Origin of the sequence: Methylophilus sp. Leaf408 (genome assembly GCF_916856905.1) — a bacterium.
Lineage (GTDB): Bacteria > Pseudomonadota > Gammaproteobacteria > Burkholderiales > Methylophilaceae > Methylophilus.
On sequence record NZ_CAKASK010000001.1, the window covers coordinates 1304830 to 1324355 of the forward strand.

At 50.8% G+C, this 19526-nt stretch carries 22 protein-coding genes and 1 tRNA gene; 14 read left to right on the forward strand and 9 right to left on the reverse strand.

Annotated features, from left to right (window positions below; genetic code table 11):
- Positions 1-82: 82 nt before the first annotated feature.
- From LPA26_RS05935 to LPA26_RS05955, 5 genes are all read right to left on the reverse strand, one after another.
- A tRNA-Val gene (locus LPA26_RS05935) sits at positions 83-159 on the reverse strand.
- A gap of 252 nt (positions 160-411) precedes the next feature.
- Positions 412-1596 carry a lytic murein transglycosylase gene (locus LPA26_RS05940; RefSeq protein WP_229007666.1) on the reverse strand — a complete coding sequence of 395 codons (1185 nt, stop codon included), beginning with the start codon at positions 1594-1596 and terminating at the stop codon, positions 412-414.
- 40 nt (positions 1597-1636) lie between these two features.
- Positions 1637-2467 carry an NAD-dependent epimerase/dehydratase family protein gene (locus tag LPA26_RS05945; RefSeq protein ID WP_229007667.1) on the reverse strand — a complete coding sequence of 277 codons (831 nt, stop codon included), beginning with the start codon at positions 2465-2467 and terminating at the stop codon, positions 1637-1639.
- A gap of 11 nt (positions 2468-2478) precedes the next feature.
- On the reverse strand, positions 2479-3096 hold the full coding sequence (locus LPA26_RS05950) for an NUDIX domain-containing protein (protein WP_055868400.1): 618 nt from the start codon (positions 3094-3096) through the stop codon (positions 2479-2481).
- Positions 3097-3125: 29 nt separating this feature from the next.
- A complete protein-coding gene (locus tag LPA26_RS05955) occupies positions 3126-3971 on the reverse strand; it encodes a neutral zinc metallopeptidase (protein WP_229007668.1) in 846 nt (281 codons plus the stop codon).
- A gap of 92 nt (positions 3972-4063) precedes the next feature.
- On the opposite strand from LPA26_RS05955, the gene LPA26_RS05960 reads away from it, so the two are divergent.
- From LPA26_RS05960 to LPA26_RS05990, 7 genes are read left to right on the forward strand one after another with little or no spacing between them, the layout of a single operon-like run.
- Complete coding sequence (locus tag LPA26_RS05960) at positions 4064-4657, forward strand: riboflavin synthase (RefSeq protein WP_229007669.1); 594 nt, start codon at positions 4064-4066, stop codon at positions 4655-4657.
- The gene (ribBA, locus tag LPA26_RS05965; protein WP_055826084.1) at positions 4657-5766 is read left to right on the forward strand and encodes a bifunctional 3,4-dihydroxy-2-butanone-4-phosphate synthase/GTP cyclohydrolase II; all 1110 of its coding nucleotides are present in this window, start codon (positions 4657-4659) and stop codon (positions 5764-5766) included. The genes LPA26_RS05960 and ribBA overlap by 1 nt, the downstream gene beginning before the upstream one ends.
- Complete coding sequence (locus tag LPA26_RS05970) at positions 5763-6368, forward strand: YqgE/AlgH family protein (RefSeq protein ID WP_229007670.1); 606 nt, start codon at positions 5763-5765, stop codon at positions 6366-6368. The genes ribBA and LPA26_RS05970 overlap by 4 nt, the downstream gene beginning before the upstream one ends.
- Positions 6361-6861 carry a Holliday junction resolvase RuvX gene (gene ruvX, locus LPA26_RS05975; RefSeq protein ID WP_055826087.1) on the forward strand — a complete coding sequence of 167 codons (501 nt, stop codon included), beginning with the start codon at positions 6361-6363 and terminating at the stop codon, positions 6859-6861. Before LPA26_RS05970 ends, ruvX begins: the two co-directional genes overlap by 8 nt.
- A 12-nt stretch (positions 6862-6873) precedes the next feature.
- Positions 6874-7437 (forward strand): bifunctional pyr operon transcriptional regulator/uracil phosphoribosyltransferase PyrR, encoded by a 564-nt coding sequence (pyrR, locus tag LPA26_RS05980; RefSeq protein ID WP_055826089.1) that lies wholly within the window; start codon positions 6874-6876, stop codon positions 7435-7437.
- A 1-nt stretch (position 7438) separates the two neighbouring features.
- On the forward strand, positions 7439-8395 hold the full coding sequence (locus tag LPA26_RS05985) for an aspartate carbamoyltransferase catalytic subunit (RefSeq protein ID WP_229007671.1): 957 nt from the start codon (positions 7439-7441) through the stop codon (positions 8393-8395).
- On the forward strand, positions 8392-9690 hold the full coding sequence (locus LPA26_RS05990) for a dihydroorotase (RefSeq protein ID WP_229007672.1): 1299 nt from the start codon (positions 8392-8394) through the stop codon (positions 9688-9690). The genes LPA26_RS05985 and LPA26_RS05990 overlap by 4 nt, the downstream gene beginning before the upstream one ends.
- A gap of 100 nt (positions 9691-9790) precedes the next feature.
- Here LPA26_RS05990 and LPA26_RS05995 read toward each other — a convergent pair whose 3' ends face one another.
- The gene (locus tag LPA26_RS05995; protein WP_055826095.1) at positions 9791-10951 is read right to left on the reverse strand and encodes a PilT/PilU family type 4a pilus ATPase; all 1161 of its coding nucleotides are present in this window, start codon (positions 10949-10951) and stop codon (positions 9791-9793) included.
- An 8-nt stretch (positions 10952-10959) separates the two neighbouring features.
- The gene (locus LPA26_RS06000; RefSeq protein ID WP_055826097.1) at positions 10960-12003 is read right to left on the reverse strand and encodes a type IV pilus twitching motility protein PilT; all 1044 of its coding nucleotides are present in this window, start codon (positions 12001-12003) and stop codon (positions 10960-10962) included.
- Between the two features lie 63 nt (positions 12004-12066).
- Here LPA26_RS06000 and LPA26_RS06005 point away from each other — a divergent pair, with 63 nt between their 5' ends.
- Genes LPA26_RS06005 through LPA26_RS06015 form a run of 3 tightly spaced genes read left to right on the forward strand, consistent with a single transcriptional unit; the run spans position 12067 to position 14185 of the window.
- Positions 12067-12801, forward strand: a complete 735-nt coding sequence (locus tag LPA26_RS06005; RefSeq protein WP_229007673.1) for a YggS family pyridoxal phosphate-dependent enzyme — start codon at positions 12067-12069, stop codon at positions 12799-12801.
- Positions 12802-12803: 2 nt separating this feature from the next.
- Positions 12804-13634 (forward strand): pyrroline-5-carboxylate reductase, encoded by an 831-nt coding sequence (proC, locus tag LPA26_RS06010; RefSeq protein WP_229007674.1) that lies wholly within the window; start codon positions 12804-12806, stop codon positions 13632-13634.
- Positions 13635-13636: 2 nt separating this feature from the next.
- A complete protein-coding gene (locus LPA26_RS06015) occupies positions 13637-14185 on the forward strand; it encodes a YggT family protein (RefSeq protein ID WP_055867588.1) in 549 nt (182 codons plus the stop codon).
- A gap of 49 nt (positions 14186-14234) precedes the next feature.
- Here the strand turns inward: LPA26_RS06015 and rng are convergent, their stop codons facing one another.
- On the reverse strand, positions 14235-15701 hold the full coding sequence (gene rng, locus LPA26_RS06020; RefSeq protein WP_229008335.1) for a ribonuclease G: 1467 nt from the start codon (positions 15699-15701) through the stop codon (positions 14235-14237).
- 49 nt (positions 15702-15750) lie between these two features.
- The gene (locus LPA26_RS06025) at positions 15751-16317 is read right to left on the reverse strand and encodes a nucleoside triphosphate pyrophosphatase (protein ID WP_229007675.1); all 567 of its coding nucleotides are present in this window, start codon (positions 16315-16317) and stop codon (positions 15751-15753) included.
- Between the two features lie 175 nt (positions 16318-16492).
- On the opposite strand from LPA26_RS06025, the gene LPA26_RS06030 reads away from it, so the two are divergent.
- From LPA26_RS06030 to LPA26_RS06045, 4 genes are all read left to right on the forward strand, one after another.
- The gene (locus tag LPA26_RS06030; protein ID WP_229007676.1) at positions 16493-17353 is read left to right on the forward strand and encodes an ATP-binding protein; all 861 of its coding nucleotides are present in this window, start codon (positions 16493-16495) and stop codon (positions 17351-17353) included.
- Between the two features lie 2 nt (positions 17354-17355).
- Entirely contained in the window at positions 17356-18309 is a 954-nt protein-coding gene (locus LPA26_RS06035; protein ID WP_229007677.1) for a Nudix family hydrolase, read from the forward strand.
- Positions 18310-18373: 64 nt separating this feature from the next.
- Positions 18374-18751 carry a septal ring lytic transglycosylase RlpA family protein gene (locus tag LPA26_RS06040; RefSeq protein WP_229007678.1) on the forward strand — a complete coding sequence of 126 codons (378 nt, stop codon included), beginning with the start codon at positions 18374-18376 and terminating at the stop codon, positions 18749-18751.
- A 338-nt stretch (positions 18752-19089) separates the two neighbouring features.
- Complete coding sequence (locus LPA26_RS06045) at positions 19090-19518, forward strand: hypothetical protein (protein WP_229007679.1); 429 nt, start codon at positions 19090-19092, stop codon at positions 19516-19518.
- Positions 19519-19526 lie beyond the last annotated feature (8 nt).

Below are 19526 nucleotides of genomic sequence, written 5' to 3' on the forward strand. Positions count from 1 at the left end.
CAACCGTCATTAAGCTTGGTTGATCAGCGTCGAAAATGCGAAAAATAAAAAAGCCACCTCGCTTGAGGTGGCTTTTAATATCTGGTAGTCGCGAATGGACTCGAACCATCGACCCCCACCATGTCAAGGTGGTGCTCTAACCAGCTGAGCTACGCGACTATAAACTCACAGACATGCTGCGAATCAATAAGGTTGCGCATTCTATCCGAAAGCATTCAGCTAGGCAATGGCATGCATTTTAATTAATGGGCTACAAAACTCATTGCAATAAGCCGGCACTGGCTACACAAATATCAATTAATGGCTTAAATAGGTGCCTGAGCAATGTTATTCCTTCATTGCCGGTTGATTTTGCGCTGACTTCACAACATCTTTTGCGTCAACATCAGTTCACAAACTATCGATCACTCTTTAAGGGGGTGGCGCAGTCAGCCGGTTAAATATCTCAACACCCGGGTAACCATCCTGTGGCAGCTTCTGGGTTGCCTGATAGCGACGAATCGCGGCTTGCGTTTTGCCACCAGGAAAACCATCCGGCGTGCCACTATCAAACCCCTGCGCGTTCAGTGCTTCCTGTAATGCCCACATTTGCTGGTAACTAAGGGCCGGCGGTTCAGGGGGCATTGCCAGGGTGTACATATCCTGCCGTAACTGCTGGCTTAACAGACTCACACTGAGTGCATAATTCACCGAGCGATTCCATTGCATAATCACATCGAAATTCGGGAATATCATGTAGGCAGGCCCATCAAAGCCTTGTGGCAGGATAATCGCTGCTTGCGGCAGGCTAATTGCATTATCCGGCACGCCGATCACCCCCAGTTTTACCCATTCACTGACTGGTTTATACAGCTGCAACTGTGCCTGGCTGTAATCAAATCCTTGAGGCAATGCCACCATCATACTGATGGGTTTTCCGGCCTGCCAACCGGCCTGGGAAAGATAATTGGCCGCTGAGCTGAATATATCCGGGTATGAATTCCAGATATCAATTTTGCCGTCGGCATCGGCATCAACCCCATACTTGAGCAAAGTGCTTGGCATGAATTGCATATGTCCGGTGGCGCCCGCCCAAGAGCCTGTGACCACACTATCGTAGTGATGCTCACGCTCAACCACGCGCATCAGGTTAAACAGTTCACGCTTGAAAAACTCTGCCCGGCGGCCTTCATAAGATAAAGTTGCAAGGGCGGATGCCAGGGGGATATCGCCCATATAGCCGCCAAAGTTGGTTTCCAGCCCCCAAAAAGCGACCAGTACCTCCTTGGGCACCTGATACAGCTCTTCCACCACATACAAAACACCCTGGTAATCTTGCAGCATTTGCTTGCCTTTGATGACTACACGCTGGTTGATGCGTCGATTCACATAGGCTGAGAAACTGGTCACAAACTCTGGCTGCTTGCGATCCAGATCAATTAGCTTTGGCAGATAGGTCACATTGTTGAGCGTGAAATCCACTGCTTGTGGCGCAATGTGTAAAGCCAGCGCTTCCTGACGTATCGCCGAGACCCAGGATTGAAACGCTTCTTCATCATCTGCATTCGCCATCACACTATTGAGCAGCAGCGCTGCAATGCATAACACCTTCAACATAGCGTGTGATTTTCCCTGCATGATTGATAGAAGTTGGCCATTACTGTCTGGCTGCCAGTATGGCTTCGTAGCCTGCACGGTAATCGGCAAACTTCAATTTAAAGCCACTTTGTGGCAAAAACTGGTTAGTGATGCGCTTGCCGGTTTGGGGCTCTAAAGGAGGCGTATCCGGCAATGGCAACTGCATTTTGCCAGCCATCCACTGCAACACTTCGTGCTGTAGCGCCGGTACGCCATCGGTCACAATGCAATGTGCCGGCAAAACCATGCCGTTCGCAACCTGTTCATACAAATGCACCACAGCCCTCGCTACATCCAGTTCATGAATACGGTTGGTCCAATGGGCCACTTTTGGCCAGCGCGCTTGATCCTGCACCGCACGCAATAAATACAAACGTTGCGAGCCATAAATGCCTGACACGCGTAACGCAGAATGCGTGCATGGCAACTCATACAGCAATCGCTCAGCGTCTAGCATCACCTGTCCATCAGCATCTGCAGGCACAACGGCAGTACTATCATCCACAAATTCGCCTTGATGTTCGCCGTAAATACCGGTACTGGAGATAAAAAAGACATGGCGTAGTGCAGACTTGGAGACATGCGCCAGCACATTTTTCAAGCCTTGCACATAGGTTTGCTGGTAAGACTGGCCTTCCACTGGGGCCAGGCAATACAGCAGAATTTCAGGCTGCAACTCGGCAATCGGCGCTAACGCGTCTCCTTTTACCACATCCAGATGCAATACTTGCGCACCTTGCGGCACAGCCTGCCTGGAACGCCTGACGATAATCAGCTCATGTCCGTGTGCAAGGGTTTCTTGCGCAATTAATGTGCCCAAGCCACCACAGCCTATTTGTAATACTCTCATCAACTACTTTCTTAAAGACTTAATCCTGACACCGGATGTTTGAGCAAGTATCGCTCTGCCAGCAACATGGCACCCATCGTTTTACTGTCAGTGATTTCGCCGCTTTCAATTGCTTGCATCACGCGCGCAAACGGCCAGACAAACACATCCATCGCTTCGTCAATGTCCCTGGCATGTGCTCCCAGCGTCAGGCCAGTCGCCAGGTAAATATGAATCACCTCATTCGAATAGCCAATACAAGGATGCTGAACACCCAGCTTCACCCATTCGTTACCGCTGTAGCCGGTTTCTTCCAGCAACTCACGCTGCCCGGTTCGCAATACTGGTTCGCCCGGGTCAATTTTACCGGCGGGCAATTCTATAAATACCTGCTTGAGCGGATAGCGGAACTGTCTTTCAAGCACCACGCCACCGTCTTGCGTCAACGCGACCACCACCACAGCACCCGGATGCATCACATACTCGCGTCCGCTAATGGTGCCATTAGGTAAGCGCGCTTCGTCGTAACGCACGGTCAACATCTTGCCTTGCGCCATGATCTCGCTGGAAACGGTAGTTTCAATTAAGTGCTGATCGACTGATTGATCACTTGCAGACACAGCCTGAGAAGAATTACTTTGTTCGGTCATACCTTAAACATCCATACCACTTACTATGTTTACACTGCATTTTTAAATGTATTGCAATCATTGACACTCCCTGATTGCAGGCCCGCTTTAAACCATTGCACACGCTGTTCGGCACTGCCATGAGTGAAGCTGTCGGGCACTGCATAGCCGCGCGCTTGCTTTTGCAGGGTGTCATCACCAATCGCAGTCGCTGCGCGCAAAGCTTCTTCAATATCGCCAGTTTCCAGGATACGGAATTTCTCATCCGCATGATGGGCCCATACGCCGGCATAGCAATCTGCCTGCAATTCCAGCTTTACCGAATACACATTCGCCTCAGCTTCAGAACCTGCCTGTTGCCTGGCCTGCTGTACTTTTTGCGTGGTACCCAATAAATTCTGTACGTGGTGGCCAACTTCATGAGCAATTACATACGCCTGGGCAAAGTCACCGGGCGCTTTGAAACGCTCTTGCAGTTCTTTATAAAAACTCAGGTCAATATAGACTTTCTGGTCTGCCGGGCAATAAAACGGCCCCATCGCCGCCTGACCCTGTCCACAAGCCGTTTGTGTCGCGCCACCAAATATTTCAAGGTTAGGTGCACTGTATTGCTGCCCGGCGTTGGAGAATAATGATTGCCAGACCTGTTCGGTACTCCACAAGACGCGGGAGACAAATTTAACATTAGGATCATTGCTATCGGCTGCTGGCACCGAAGTTTGCGTGGCAGGCTGGCCCTGTTGCGCCAGATTCAATACCAGGTTTGGGTCGACACCAAAATACATCGCTACCAGCGCAATAGCAATCGTGCCTATGCCTATGCTGCGGCCACCGATCATGCCACTGCCGCGGCTATCTTCTACATGCTGGCTTTCTTCAAGATCATCTAAACGCATATGGTCACCAAGCCTGGTTGAAAATTGTTGGATTATGAAAAATGTTGCGTGAATGTGATTACTTTAGCATGCAGCACTGATAAAATCACACCATGTTCACTGGGATTATTCAAACCGTCGGCCACATTGCCGACGTAGTCACACACGGCGACGATTGCGCATTACGTATCGAAGCCTCCGATTTAGGCCTGCAAGATGTACAGCTGGGTGACAGCATTGCCGTGAATGGCGTGTGCCTCACTGTTACCAAACTGGAATCCACTTCCTTCGAAGTTATGGTGTCCAAAGTCACTTTAGATGTGACCAGTGGCCTCGGCCAACCTGGTGCTGTGAATCTTGAAAAAGCGTTGCGACTGGCAGACCGGCTGGGCGGCCACCTGGTGACCGGCCACGTTGATGGCGTCGGCACCATTAGCGTTTTGGAGCAGGTAGGCGAATGCTGGCTGCTGAAAGTACGCGCGCCACATGCCCTGAGTAAATACATCGCCCAAAAAGGATCGTTGTGCGTCAATGGCATCAGCCTGACAGTCAATGCCATCACGCAGGATGAAGTCAGCATCAACCTGATCCCCCATACCATGCAGCATACAATTATGCAGTATGCAAAACCCGGAGACGCAGTGAACCTGGAAATTGATTTGATTGCGCGTTATGTAGAGCGCATGCAAGCCTGGGAGCAGGAATAATGTCGGCGCAGATTAGTACTATTGAAGCGATTATCGCCGACATCCGCGCCGGAAAAATGGTCATTCTGGTCGATGACGAGCACCGCGAAAACGAAGGTGACTTTGTGATTGCGGCTGAATTTGTGACCGCAGAGCATATCAACTTTATGGCTAAATACGGCCGTGGCCTGATTTGCCTGACATTGACAGAGCAACGTTGCCGCCAGTTGAATCTACCGCCGATGACCCGCAAAAACGGTACGCGCCTGGGCACAAATTTTACCGTCTCTATCGAAGCGGCTGAAGGTGTCACTACCGGGATTTCAGCGGCTGATCGCGCAACCACAATCCGCGCAGCCATCGCCAAGAATGCCAAGGCCAGTGACATTGTCAGCCCGGGGCACATTTTCCCGATTGGTGCCATGAATGGCGGCGTGCTGGTGCGTGCCGGGCATACTGAAGCGGGTTGCGATCTGGCACAACTGGCCGGCTGCGAACCTGCCAGCGTGATCTGCGAGATACTCAAAGATGACGGCGAAATGGCGCGCCTGCCAGACCTGATGCAGGTCGCAGCAGAGCATGACATCCGCATCGGCACCATCGCCGACCTGATTCACTACCGCGCTGCGCATGAAACCCTGATTGAGCGCAGTGCCGAGCGCAAAATTGAAACGGCTTTTGGCCCCATGCAACTGATAGCCTATCGCGACAATATTGCGCAGGAAACGCATCTGGTGCTGGTGAAAGGTGATCCGTTAACCGCTACCGAAACCCTGGTACGGGTGCATGAACCTTTATCCATGATTGACCTGCTGGATAGCAGCCATCAATCGCATAGTTGGAATCTATTACAAGCCATGCGTACCATCAGCAATGCGCCGTGTGGTGTAATTGTGTTAATCAACCATGATGAAGATGGCCTGGGACTGACAGACAGGATTTTACGCGCAGACCAGAAAATCACACTCAACCAGGAATTACGAAACTACGGCATCGGCTCACAAATCCTGCTCGACCTGGGCGTAAAAAAAATGCGCCTGATGGCTGCACCGCGCAAAATGCCAAGCATGGATGGTTTCGGCCTGGAAATCACCGGCTACCTCAGCGAAGAAGAGGCGTCACCCTTATGAGTGAACAATTACCTTTGTCCGATATCAGCGAACGATTAAACCTGACTGGCCAGATTCTCATCGCCATGCCAGCCATGCAAGACCCCTATTTCAGCAAAAGCGTGATTCTGATTTGCAGCCACGACGATGATGGCGCCATGGGTATGATCCTCAACCATCCGTTACAACTCAATGTCGGCGACCTGTTTGAGCAACTGGATATGCCGTGCGACGCCCCACACCAACAGGACCGCCTGGTACATTTTGGTGGGCCGGTGCAGGTCGAGCGCGGCTTTGTGCTGCACACACCTGCTACTGAATTCAACACCACGCTGGGCTTGTCTGAAGGGCTGGCGATGACTTCTTCCAAGGATATCCTGGAAGCGGCAGCACGCGATGAAGCCCCACAGGATATGTTTATCGCTCTCGGTTATACCGGCTGGTCTTCAGGCCAACTGGAGGATGAGATCCAGGCCAATGCCTGGCTCACCCTGCCGCTGGATGACCGCGAGCATTTACACAAGCTCATCTTCAACCTGCCCAGTGATGACAAAGTGTTGTGGGCCATGCAGCAGTTAGGCGTGGATTACGCAACCCTGTCCGAGGTTGCAGGGCATGCCTGAGATAAAGCACAGCAAGCAACCCTTAACGCAAAGTCACCTGCCTATTACCGAACGCCTTTATCCTGATATTAGCGGCAGTGTGCTCGCGTTTGATTTCGGTGAAAAACGGATTGGCGTCGCAGTGGGTGAAACCCTGCTCGCACTGGCGCATCCGCTGCTCACCATTGAAGCGGAAGATAATGCCGGAAAATTTGACCGCATCGCGGCTATATTGCAGGAATGGCAACCGGTTCTACTCATCGTTGGACTACCGATGACCATGGACGGCGACGCCCATGCGATGACCGCCCTGGCACAGAAGTTTGCGCAGCGCCTTGAGGGCCGCTTCAACTTACCCGTGATGATGATAGATGAGCGCCTGACTTCAGCCGAAGCGTCACAATCACTGCGCGAAGCAGGGGTCCGGGGCCGTGCGCAAAAACAACATTTGGACCAGGTTGCCGCACAAACTATATTACAATCTTACTTTGACGCCTATCACTCACGTTCATAGCACAGGACTCTCATGATACTGCCTGACCCCGAACAGTTGCTGGATCAGCTTTACCAACAATTAAAACCCCGCGTCCATGAAAATACCGCTTTGGTCGGCATCTACACCGGTGGCGTGTGGCTGATGGAAAAATTGCTGCAACGCCTCCAAACCGAACTGGGGCGCGACATTGCCCATGGAAAACTGAATGCATCCATGTACCGCGATGACTACGCCAGACGCGGCATGAAAACCACCGCCCAACCCGGCCACATCCCTTTTGACGTGAATGACAGGCATATCATCCTGATCGACGATATTTTCTATACAGGCCGCACAGTGCGCGCTGTGATTAACGAGCTATTTGATTATGGTCGCCCTGGCTTGATAGAACTGGCCGCACTGATCAACCGTGGTGGTGCACAATTACCGATTCGTCCTGATATCGTTGGCGCCGATATCCCATTGCTCGCCCACCAGGCATTTGAACTTTCCATCAATACGCAGGGACGTTTGCACCTGACGGTGACAGATTCCAGCCAGTCTGCTACCCATTCCCCAGAAGCCAATCTGCCTAACGACAGTGGAGCCAATTAACATGTACAACCCGCAACTGAACGCGCAGGGGCAACTACAACACCTGCTCAGTATCGAGGGCCTGCCCAAACGTATCCTGACTGATATTCTGGACGCTGCTGAAAACTTCGTCGGGGTAGCTGAGCGCGAAATCAAGAAAGTGCCGCTATTACGTGGCAAAACGGTCTGCAACTTGTTTTTTGAAAACAGTACTCGTACGCGCACCACCTTTGAAATTGCTGCCAAACGTTTGTCTGCCGATGTGTTAAACCTGAATGTCAGCACCTCATCGCAATCCAAAGGCGAGACCATACTTGACACGGTCAACAACCTGATTGCCATGCATGCCGACATGTTTGTGGTGCGCCACCAGCAGAGCGGCGCCGCACACTTTATCGCACAGCATGTACCGCCGCATATCAGCGTGATTAATGCCGGTGATGGCCGCCACGCCCATCCTACCCAGGGCTTGCTGGATGTATTTACCATCCGCAAATACAAACCTGAAATGCATAATCTGCGCGTTGCAATTGTTGGAGACATATTGCATTCCCGCGTGGCGCGCAGCGAAATTCACGCACTCGCCACGCTAGGTGTACCTGAAATCCGTGTCATTGCACCCCGCACCTTATTGCCTGCGGAAGTTGAAAAACTGGGCGTACAGGTTTATCACAATATGGATCAAGGCTTGAAAGACGTTGATGTGATCATGATGCTGCGCCTGCAAAACGAACGCATGTCCGGCGCCCTGCTGCCAAGTACACATGAATTTTTCCAGACCTTTGGCCTGACGCCCGAGCGGCTGACACTGGCAAGGCCAGATGCGATTGTCATGCACCCGGGGCCAATGAACCGTGGGGTTGAAATCGACTCAAGCGTGGCGGATGGCAAACAATCGGTCATTCTTCCGCAAGTCACCTATGGCATCGCGGTACGCATGGCCGTGATGGCAATTCTTGGGGGAGGCAACGCGGCATGAATATAGTCATTAAGCAAGGCCGCGTGATCGATGCCAGCCAGCAACTGGACCAAGTCTGCGATATCTATATCAGTGGCGATAAAATTACCGCCATCGGCAATGCACCAGCCGGTTTCAAGGCAGACCAGACGCTGGATGCCAATGGCAAATGGGTACTGCCCGGCCTGGTGGATTTGTGTGCGCGCCTGCGTGAACCTGGTAGCGAATACAAAGCTACCCTATTGAGCGAATTACGTGCAGCCATGGCCGGTGGTGTCACCAGCCTGGCATGCCCACCGGATACCGATCCGGTACTGGATGAACCTGGGCTGGTTGAAATGCTCAAGCACAGGGCGAAGTCACATGCCCTGGCAAATGTCTATCCTTTAGGTGCCGTTACCCGCCAGTTAGAAGGCCATTTCCTCACCGAGATGTTTGCCCTGACGTCAGCCGGTTGCGTCGGTTTTTCACAGGCTGATACACCGATTGTCGATACGCAAGTGCTCTGGCGTGCCTTTGAATACTCTGCCACCTTTGGCTATACCCTGTTTATGCGTGCAGAAGATCCCTACTTGGCGAAGAACGGTGTTGCACATGATGGCGAAGTTGCTTCCAGGTTAGGCCTGAAAGGTATCCCGGTAGCAGCTGAAAGCATCGCCCTGCAAACCATGCTGCGCATTGCCCAAAACACTGGCGCTTCATTACATATTGCCCGTGTTTCCACGGCGGAGTCTGTGGAATTGATACGTCAGGCCAAACAATCGGGTGTACGCCTGACTGCTGATGTCAGCATCCAGCACCTGCACCTGACAGAAATGGATATAGGATTTTTTGACAGTATGGTGCACCTGAAGCCACCTGTGCGCACCCAACGTGACCGCGATGCCTTGCGCGCGGGATTACTGGATGGCACGCTGGATGCCATTTGCTCTGACCACACACCGGTTGACGATGACGATAAAGCCTTGCCTTTCGCCGAATCCCGCCCCGGCGCGTCAGCACTGGAATTATTGCTCCCATTGACTTTAAAATGGGCAGCGCAAGCCAAGCTTTCACCTGCACAAGCGCTACTGAAAATCACGCAAACGCCTGCCAATATTTTAGGCGTGCCGGCAGGCACCCTCAAAGTCGGGGCGATTGCCGATGTAGTGATTTACGACCCGGAAATCGAATGGCGTGTAGATAGCCGCGTATTGGTCAGCCAAGGAAAAAATACACCTTTCCTGAATCAGTCACTGGCAGGAAAAGTCTCGGCAACTTTCACCAGCGGTGAATTGGTATTCCAGCAGGAATCATTGCAGCAAACCAAGTCCTAAGCAGTTGCAGGTGCCAGAAATCAACAAGCCCCACTAACCAACGCTAGTGGGGCTTGCTATATTCAACTCTTATTCTTTACGACTGTTTCAAAGAATCACTTTATAAAATATCAAGGTTGGAAATCTTGTTTTGATCCTGATTTTCCGGGTTTGCCAGTTTGCTGTTCAGTTTAATTTTCAGTCGCAAATCATTCACCGAGTCGGCATTACGCAATGCATCGTCATAAGTGATTTTGCTGGCTTCATAAAGCTCAAACAAGGCCTGGTCAAAGGTTTGCATACCTAACTCACGCGATTTGGCCATGATCTCTTTAATCGCGTGCACATCGCCTTTGTAAATCAGGTCAGAAATCAATGGCGAATGTAGCAATACTTCAACCGCCGCCACACGACCACTGCCATCGACTTTGGGAATCAAGCGCTGCGAAGCGATACAACGCAGATTGAGTGATAAATCCATCAGTAATTGCTGACGTCGTTCTTCGGGGAAAAAGTTAATAATCCGGTCTAATGCCTGGTTGGTACTGTTGGCGTGCAAAGTCGCCAGGCACAGGTGGCCGGTCTCAGAGAAGGCAATCGCATAATCCATGGTCTCACGATCGCGGATTTCGCCAATCATAATCACGTCCGGCGCCTGGCGCAGGGTATTTTTCAGCGCCGCGTGCCAGTTCTCGGTATCTACACCTACTTCGCGCTGGGTAACGATACAGTTTTTGTGGCCGTGGATAAACTCTACCGGGTCTTCAATGGTAATAATATGGCCATAGCTGCTTTCATTACGATGGCCTAGCATCGCCGCCATCGAAGTAGATTTACCCGAACCGGTACCGCCGACAAAAATCACCAGTCCGCGCTTGGCCATCACTACGTCTTTAAGGACTGGCGGCAGTTTCAAATCATCAAATTTTGGAATATTGGTATTAATGACGCGGAATACCAGGCCCACCGCGCTACGTTGAATAAACGCATTGACGCGGAAGCGGCCAACGGACGACATGCTGATCGCAAAATTGCATTCCAGGGTTTCTTTAAATTCCTGGGCTTGCTTGTCATTCATGACTGCACGGGCAATTTCGGCAGTTTGCTGCGTATTCAGAGTTTGCGATGACACCGGTGTCAGTTTGCCATCAATCTTCATGGCGGGCGGAAAACCGGCTGTAATAAACAAGTCAGACGCTTTTTTGGTGACCATCAGCTTCAGCAGGTCGTTCACAAACTTTTCAGTTTGTGCTCGGTCTTCGCCTGTTTGTATAGTATCCATCCTGTTTCTTAGCCCATGATTGAGTCGCGGTTTGCTGCTTTGGTACGTGCTTCATCTGCACTGATCACATTGCGCTTTACCAGATCCTGCAAGTTCTGGTCTAACGTCTGCATGCCTACGTTTTGCCCTGTTTGAATCGCAGAGTACATCTGTGCGATCTTGTTTTCACGAATCAGGTTACGGATCGCCGGTGTGCCTATCATGATTTCATGCGCAGCCACACGGCCTTGCTCATCTTTGGTTTTACAGAGTGTTTGCGAGATCACCGCACGCAATGATTCGGAAAGCATGGAGCGCACCATTTCTTTTTCAGCGGCAGGGAACACATCGACCACCCGGTCTATGGTTTTTGCAGCAGAGCTGGTGTGCAAGGTTCCGAATACCAAATGACCGGTTTCCGCAGCTGTCAGCGCCAGGCGTATGGTTTCGAGGTCACGCATCTCACCAACCAGAATCACATCCGGGTCTTCACGCAGTGCCGAGCGCAAGGCATTATCGAACGACTGTGTATGTGGGCCGACTTCACGCTGGTTGATCAGGGATTTTTTCGAGGTATGCACAAATTCGATCGGGTCTTCCACGGTCAGGATATGCGACATTTGCGTCTCGTTGATGTAATCAACCATGGCTGCCAGGGTGGTGGATTTCCCGGAACCGGTAGGACCGGTCACCAGCACAATGCCACGTGGCGTATCTGCAAGGTCTTTAAATACCTTGGGTGCATTCAATTCTTCCAGCGTTAGCACTTTGCTCGGAATAGTACGGAATACGGCACCGGCACCACGTTGCTGGTTAAATGCATTGACCCGGAAACGTGCCAGGTCAGGGATTTCAAACGAGAAATCGCATTCAAGGTTTTCTTCATACACTTTGCGCTGGCTGTCATTCATGATGTCATACAGCATGCGATGCACTTCAGCGTGCTCCATGGCCGGCAAATTGATTTTACGCACATCGCCATGCACACGGATCATCGGTGGCAAACCGGAAGATAAATGTAAGTCTGACGCTTTATTTTTAACAGAAAATGTCAATAAATCTGAAATATCCACATTTGACTCCAGTGATTTTTATATAATGTTATTTTGTCTTTCAAACTGCATCCCGGCACACCCATGACTGCGCTTATCAACCTGGCCGATAATATTGCTGATATTCAGCAACATATTGCTAAAGCCAAAACGAGCTTTAAAGCGCCACAACAAGTAACGCTATGTGCAGTCAGCAAGTCGCAACCACCCGAGGCCATTCGCAGTGCTTTTGAAGCAGGTCAAACCATATTTGGCGAAAACTATCTGCAAGAAGCGCTGATGAAACAGCAGCAATTACAGGACTGTGCAATAGAATGGCATTTTATTGGGCCGATTCAAAGCAACAAAACACAGCAAATTGCCCGTCAATTCGATTGGGTACACTCAGTTGACCGCCTGAAAATCGCACAACGCCTGTCAGATGCACGCACTGCAGAACTCGCGCCGCTGAACATTTGCCTGCAGGTAAATATTAGCGAAGAGGCAAGCAAGAGTGGTGCCAGCGGCCAGGAACTGCTGGAACTTGCCTTAAATATCAAACAATTGCCGCATTTACGCTTGCGCGGACTGATGGCGATTCCGGCGCCCCAGCAGGATTTTGCTGCGCAACGTGACCAATTCCGGCAGGTGCGGGTATTGTTCGAGCAATTGAATACCCATGGACTCCAACTCGATACTTTGTCGATTGGCATGAGCGGTGATTACCAAGCTGCCATCGCCGAAGGCAGCACATTGGTACGTATAGGTACCGCAATCTTTGGTGCACGTTTGCCGAAAACTTCCCCAGATTCAAATTTAGCTACCAAAGGAGCTGTTTAAACATGTCCTCACTCGCATCGCCCCGTATCACTTTTATTGGCGGCGGCAATATGGCGCAAGCACTGATCACCGGCCTTAGACAGCGCGATTTTGCCATGCAACAGATTACCGTGATTGATCCGGATGCCAGCAAGCAAGATAGATTGCAGCAAGCCCTGGGAGTCCGCACCGCACAGGCGCTGTCGGCGGAAGCTTTGCAGGCGGATGTCATTGTACTGGCGGTAAAACCGCAGCAATTGAAAACAGTCGCTGAATCACTTGCACCCTACCTGCAGTCACAACTGGTTATTTCGGTGGCAGCGGGTATTCGTACCACAGATTTAAGCCGCTGGTTAAATGGCTACAGCACGTTGATACGCACCATGCCGAATACACCGGCACAAATCCAGGCGGGAGTGACCGGCGTTTACGCACTAGCGAGCGTCAGCGAAGGCCAGCGTCTACTGGCAGATAGTTTGCTGCAAGCGGCAGGTGACGTGGTGTGGCTGACCGATGAAGCACAACTGGATGCGGTCACCGCCATTTCCGGTAGTGGCCCGGCCTACGTATTCTTGCTGATTGAAGCACTCACCGATGCGGGAGTCGCGCTGGGGCTGGATAAAGACAAGGCATTACAACTAAGCGTGGCGACTTTTAAAGGCGCCAGCCTGCTCGCCGCCGCAAGCGAGACACCCATTGCCACATTGCGCGAGCAAGTGACTTCCAAAGGCGGCACCACCGAACAAGGTTTGCTGAGCCTTAATCAGCATAATATTCATGCCATCATGCAACACGCGGCACAACAAGCAGCCAACCGGGCAAAAACCCTGGGCGACGAACTGGGAGGACAATAACGATGTTAGGTGAAATGAGCATATTTTTGCTGAGGACAGTATTCGGGATTTTGACGTTTTTACTGGTGTTACGTTTTTTGATGCAATGGACCCGCACCTCGTTTCAAAACCAGCTCGGGCAAATGACTGTGGTGCTGACCGACTTTATGGTCAAACCTGCGCGCAAGCTGATACGCCCGGTCAGGCAATGGGATATGTCAACTTTATTGCTGGCCTTGCTCATGCAGGTGATTTTATTCGCGCTGCTTTCCACCCTGGCCGGATTGCCGCCTGCACCGCTGTTCTGGTTATGGCAGGCCGTGGTTGGCGTTTTGGCGCAAATCATTGACGTATTTTTCTATGCGATTCTGTTGATGGCAATCTTAAGCTGGGTTAACCCGTACAGCCCGATTTATGGCGTACTCAACCAGCTGAGTTCGCCTATCCTTGACCCGTTGCGCCGTGTATTGCCGCAGATTCAAGGCTTTGATTTTTCAGCATTGGTCGCGCTGATCTTATTGCAAATGATCAGCCGGGTGGTGATACCAGGGTTGGCAGTCGGCGTTATTTAATTGGATTAGCGGGCGGCTGAAAGGTCGCCCAGCTTACATCCAGACTATCTTACATCCATACGATATCGAACTCTTCGCGGCCGTATTGGGTATCCGGGTGCAGTGTCACCGGCTTTTTAATAAAGTCCGAAAGGCTGGCGAGGCTTTGTGACTCCTCATCGCCCAGCATATTGATCACTTCTGGCGACGCCAGGATTTTAAAGGCATTGGCACTCTTGAACTGCCTGGATTCACGCAGCAATTCACGCATGATTTCATAGCTGATGGTTTGTGCCGTTTTCAGTTCGCCACGACCCTGGCATACCTTGCAGGATTCACACAACAAATGCGCCAGGCTTTCACGCGTGCGTTTACGTGTCAGTTCCACCAGGCCTAAAGCAGAAAAGCCGTTGACGTTGATACGCGCCCTATCCAATGTGACCGCTTTGCGCAATTCCTCGAGTACTGCTTCCCGCTGTGCGTCTTCATCCATATCGATAAAATCGACAATGATAATGCCGCCCAGGTTGCGCAAACGGAGTTGGCGGGCGATGGTTTGTGCCGCCTCAAGATTGGTTTTAAAAATGGTATCGGACAGGTTTTTACCGCTGACAAAACTGCCGGTATTCACATCGACAGTGGTGAGCGCTTCCGTCTGGTCAAAGATCAGGTAGCCACCGGATTTAAGCTCTACTTTACGTGATAGAGCCTTCTCGATTTCATTTTCAATATCATAAAACTCGAACAGGGAGCGCTCACCCTTGTAATGTGTCAGCGGCTTTACTGCGTGCGAGACGTATAATTCGGCAAACTCTTTCAAGCGCTCAAACATTTCACGGGAATCCACACGGATATTGGTGGTTTCCTTGCACACTACATCGCGCAAGATACGGCGCGGCAAACTGAGGTCGTAAAAAATAAGTGAACGCTCACCGACGGTTTTGCTCTCAGTCTGGATCTTGCTCCACACCCGGCGCAGGTACTCAATATCAGCCAGCAACTCTTCATCAGTAGCAGCCTCTGACATAGTGCGGATAATGTAACCACCTTCGCGATCTTCAGGTAACAAACCCAGCAAACGATTACGCAAGAATTCGCGCTCTTCCTCAATATCAATCCGCTGTGAAACGCCGATATGTTTTTGATAAGGCAAATAAACCAGGAAACGGCCGGCAATACTGATTTCAGTGGTCAGGCGCGCACCCTTGGTGCCAATCGCTTCCTTGATCACTTGCACGATAATCGATTGGCCTTCGTGCAGTACTTCCTGAATCGGCCGGTCAGTTTTAACATCGCCTTCTTCAGCATGGCAATCCATGATATCCGCTGCATGTAGAAAAGCCGCGCGGGGCAAGCCTATTTCAACAAACGCAGATTGCATGCCTGGTAACACGCGCACGACCGTGCCGCGATAAATGTTGCCGACAATACCAAGTGAAGATGCACGTTCAATATGCAACTCCTGAACCACACCCTGTTCCAGAATCGCCACCCGAGTCTCCTGCGGCGTGACGTTAATTAGTACTTCCTGCGCCAATGACATTTTGCTTCACCCGATCCCAACTATTATCGTTTTTTTCCAGAGTTTACCACGCGTGCAACAACTGCGCCGTTTCATACAGCGGTAAGCCCATCACCCCGCTGTAACTGCCGTCAATGCGCGATATCCAGGCACCTGCGCGGCCCTGTATTCCATAGGCACCGGCTTTGTCCATCGGTTCACCGCTAGCCACATAATCTTGCAAAACATCCTTAGGCACTTGCATCATTTCCACTCGCGTTGTGTTCAATAAAGAGTGCACCTCCCCTGCCTGGTAAACCGCAACCGCGGTATGCACCAGATGCACGCTGCCACTCAGGCGGGACAACATCGCCATCGCCTCTTCAGCATTCTCTGGTTTGCCAAGAATGTCTTGTCCCAGCGCCACCGTGGTATCCGCAGCCAGAATGGGTATTCCGCTATCCGCATAAGTAGCAGCAATCGCCAGCGCCTTGGCTTTTGCCAGGCGTTGTACATATAGCGCCGGGTCTTCTCCTGTGAGGGTGGACTCATCAATATCTGCCGGCACGATTTCGCACTGCACACCAAGTTGCGCCAGTAGCTCGACACGGCGCGGGCTGCGCGATGCCAGAATAATCTTTTGTTGTTGCATAGTTAAGTAGCCTGTTGAAATTGAAAACGTGACTGGTATAAGCCCGACAAGTTAACACAAAGACGCCGATATTTTCCGTAAAGCCCTTTTGCCAAAGCAACACTGCCGCTGACAGCCCTTTCCGGCATTGTGTACAATAGCCGCTCACCTCACATCATGATTTAAGAAAACCTGCATGAATTCGATTGAACACCTGCTACAGCGCGCCGAACAACTAATCACGCGCCTGGAAACCCTGTTACCTGCACCACTGGCTGAACCTAACTGGCAAGTGACTGCCTGGCGCTGGGTCAAACATGGTGCGCAAGGCCAGTTGCAAGCAGTCGAACACCCACATACGGTTTCGCTGGAAGATATCCGGTTTATCGACAGGCAAAAAACTGAAGTAGTACGCAATACCAAACAATTCCTGCAAGGTCTGCCTGCCAACCACGTATTACTGACTGGTGCGCGCGGTACCGGAAAATCGTCATTGGTAAAAGCCTTGCTGAATGCTTATGCAGACACTGGTTTAAGGCTGATCGAAGTCGATAAACAGGATTTAACCGACCTGCCACAAATCACGCAATTGATCAGGAACCGCCCGGAAAAATTCATTATTTTCTGTGACGACCTCACGTTTGAAGCGAATGACACCGGCTACAAAGCCTTGAAAGTCATCCTCGACGGCTCGATTGAAAACGCCTCATCGAATTTGTTGGTATACGCAACATCCAATCGTAAAAACCTGATGCCTGAGTATATGGCGGATAACCAGCCGATACTGGAAAAAAGCGGCGAAATTCGCCCGAATGACACCATAGATGAAAAAACCTCATTAGCAGAACGCTTTGGCTTGTGGTTATCGTTTTACAGTTTTGACCAGGATGAATACCTGAGCATTGCAGAACACTGGCTGCAAACTTTTGGCGTCAGCATGGATGACACTGCCCGCCATGCTGCCTTGCAGTTTTACCATACCCGCGGTGCCCGCAGCGGACGCGTCGCTTACCAGTTTGCCAAGGATTATGCCGGCAAACTGCAACTGAAGTCTTAATGATGGCAAAACTAGTCCAAGTCGCGGTCGCCATCCTGATACGGCCAAACGGTGAATACCTGCTCGCCAGCCGGCCTGATGGCAAGGGCTGGGCAGGCTGGTGGGAATTCCCCGGTGGCAAGATCGAAGCTGGCGAAACTCCGGAACACGCATTGATCCGTGAATCCCAGGAAGAGCTTGGTATCACACCGACAAAGATTCAACCCTGGATAAAACGCCATTACGACTACCCTGCCACGCTTGATGCAGAAGCCAAAACCGTGCTGCTGCATTTCTTTTTTGTCAGTGAGTGGCAAGGTGAATTACAGGCACGTGAAGGCCAGCAGTTTGCCTGGCAGCATCCTCAAAAACTGAATGTCAGCCCGGTGCTTCCCGCAAATGCCCCTATCATGCAGGCGCTATCATTACCCTCTGTGTACGCCATCAGCAATGTGCAGGAAATGGGGGAACATGCTTTCTTGCAAGCATTGAGAAAACAACTGGATCAAGGCCTGCAACTGCTGCAAATCCGCGAACCGCAACTCGACAAAGACAACCTCACTCAGTTGAGCACAAAAGTATTGTCATTGTGTGCGCCTTACGACTGTCGCTGCCTGTTGAATGGCAGCCCGGAGCAAGCCATGCAACTCGGCTACCAAGGTGTGCATCTTAACAGCCAGCGCCTGATGACCATGATGACTAAGCCAGACAACCTGCTCATTGGCGCTTCCTGCCACGATGCTGGGCAACTGCAAAAAGCACAAGCCCTGCAACTCGATTTTGCGTTACTCTCGCCTGTATTACCGACACGCAGTCATCCGGAAGAGCCTGGATTAGGCTGGGAGAAATTTGGTGAAATGCTCAATGGTCTGGAAATACCGGTTTATGCGCTGGGCGGCATGCAACTGGAACACTTAGCCCATGCCCAAGCCTGTGGTGCGCGCGGCGTCGCTATGCAACGGGCGATCTGGATATAACCATGACTGGATCCACCTTGCATCGCATCTGTCTTCAAAACATAAACTCAAAGCAGGGATTAAATTGACAAGGTATCTTTTAATTTTTATCGCTTTCGTTATTAGTGGATGTAGCACCCTCAGCCCAAGGTCGAATGCAGACTGGGTTGGATACAAGGAAAGTGGAAAGGCGTCATATTACGCCAACAGCCACCAGTCAAAAAAGACGGCAAGCGGTGAGCTATATAAACAGGAACTTAAAACAGGTGCACATAAAGTATTGCCATTTGGTTCGCTGGTTAAAGTGACAAACGTCGATACTGCTAAATCGGTGATTGTCAAAATCAATGATCGTGGTCCCTATGTAAAGGGACGGGTAATTGATCTTTCAAAGTCTGCATTCAGTGAGATCGGCAGCATTTCAAACGGTGTTATTGATGTGCAAATCGAGGTTATCGAATAATATCTCACTCAAGCGTTTGATCTTACTATAACCCGAGGACTTTCAACTCTGCCTGGCGCTGAGAGTTTTAGTGCCAAAGTTTAGCGCGCAGCGACAATACATGGGGAAACCGAATTCCTTAAGGGCAAAGTCGCATATAAAATGGGCGAGTTGCAAATCGCGCAGGATAGTTTTCGAATTGCCAACGCGAAGTCAGACCGGGCATTTCACGTCGAGGACAAAAGTACAAAAAGCTGCTAACTGAGAAGATCAGCAGCTAACAAATCATTTCAGGCGTTCGGCTTCGCCAGCGCCTGCATTGCAACGCTAGCCATGAACACAAATTTTGGAAACTAAGAATGCGGTCAAAAAATACTGAAAAAATCCTACATCCAAAGCTTGGGTTTCCCAGAATTCTCGCGCTTGCTTTTGTTTTCTTATGGTTTTTTATTGGTGGAATTGCGCATTTTGCTTTTACTGAACTCGAGATGAAAATTATGCCTCCCTGGTTGCCGGCACACAGGGAGCTGGTGCTGATTAGTGGCTTCTTTGAGTTGGCAGGCGCTATCGGGATTTTATTTGCCCGCACTCGTCGTATTGCGGGTTGGGGACTGATTCTTTTAACTATTGCAGTAACACCTGCGAATGTTTTTATGTTGCAAAATGCGAGCCAGTTTCCCGAGGTGCCTTATTGGGCGCTAGTCGCTCGCTTACCTTTGCAGATACTGTTGTTGTTATGTATTTGGTGGGCAACCAAGCCTCCTAAACCTCATCTTAAGAGCACCTAAATAACTTA

Excerpts from the sequence above, each read along its gene's own strand:
- LPA26_RS05970 (WP_229007670.1), top strand. The coding sequence starts at position 5,763 with ATGAGTGAACAATTACCTTTGTCCGATATCAGCGAACGATTAAACCTG.
- LPA26_RS05945 (WP_229007667.1), bottom strand. The coding sequence starts at position 2,467 with ATGAGAGTATTACAAATAGGCTGTGGTGGCTTGGGCACATTAATTGCG.
- LPA26_RS05985 (WP_229007671.1), top strand. The coding sequence starts at position 7,439 with ATGTACAACCCGCAACTGAACGCGCAGGGGCAACTACAACACCTGCTC.
- LPA26_RS06015 (WP_055867588.1), top strand. The coding sequence starts at position 13,637 with ATGTTAGGTGAAATGAGCATATTTTTGCTGAGGACAGTATTCGGGATT.
- proC (WP_229007674.1), top strand. The coding sequence starts at position 12,804 with ATGTCCTCACTCGCATCGCCCCGTATCACTTTTATTGGCGGCGGCAAT.
- ruvX (WP_055826087.1), top strand. The coding sequence starts at position 6,361 with ATGCCTGAGATAAAGCACAGCAAGCAACCCTTAACGCAAAGTCACCTG.
- LPA26_RS05955 (WP_229007668.1), bottom strand. The coding sequence starts at position 3,971 with ATGCGTTTAGATGATCTTGAAGAAAGCCAGCATGTAGAAGATAGCCGC.
- pyrR (WP_055826089.1), top strand. The coding sequence starts at position 6,874 with ATGATACTGCCTGACCCCGAACAGTTGCTGGATCAGCTTTACCAACAA.
- LPA26_RS06030 (WP_229007676.1), top strand. The coding sequence starts at position 16,493 with ATGAATTCGATTGAACACCTGCTACAGCGCGCCGAACAACTAATCACG.
- LPA26_RS06005 (WP_229007673.1), top strand. The coding sequence starts at position 12,067 with ATGACTGCGCTTATCAACCTGGCCGATAATATTGCTGATATTCAGCAA.
- LPA26_RS06035 (WP_229007677.1), top strand. The coding sequence starts at position 17,356 with ATGGCAAAACTAGTCCAAGTCGCGGTCGCCATCCTGATACGGCCAAAC.
- LPA26_RS06025 (WP_229007675.1), bottom strand. The coding sequence starts at position 16,317 with ATGCAACAACAAAAGATTATTCTGGCATCGCGCAGCCCGCGCCGTGTC.
- LPA26_RS05950 (WP_055868400.1), bottom strand. The coding sequence starts at position 3,096 with ATGACCGAACAAAGTAATTCTTCTCAGGCTGTGTCTGCAAGTGATCAA.
- LPA26_RS05995 (WP_055826095.1), bottom strand. The coding sequence starts at position 10,951 with ATGGATACTATACAAACAGGCGAAGACCGAGCACAAACTGAAAAGTTT.
- LPA26_RS05960 (WP_229007669.1), top strand. The coding sequence starts at position 4,064 with ATGTTCACTGGGATTATTCAAACCGTCGGCCACATTGCCGACGTAGTC.
- LPA26_RS05990 (WP_229007672.1), top strand. The coding sequence starts at position 8,392 with ATGAATATAGTCATTAAGCAAGGCCGCGTGATCGATGCCAGCCAGCAA.
- LPA26_RS05940 (WP_229007666.1), bottom strand. The coding sequence starts at position 1,596 with ATGTTGAAGGTGTTATGCATTGCAGCGCTGCTGCTCAATAGTGTGATG.
- ribBA (WP_055826084.1), top strand. The coding sequence starts at position 4,657 with ATGTCGGCGCAGATTAGTACTATTGAAGCGATTATCGCCGACATCCGC.
- LPA26_RS06045 (WP_229007679.1), top strand. The coding sequence starts at position 19,090 with ATGCGGTCAAAAAATACTGAAAAAATCCTACATCCAAAGCTTGGGTTT.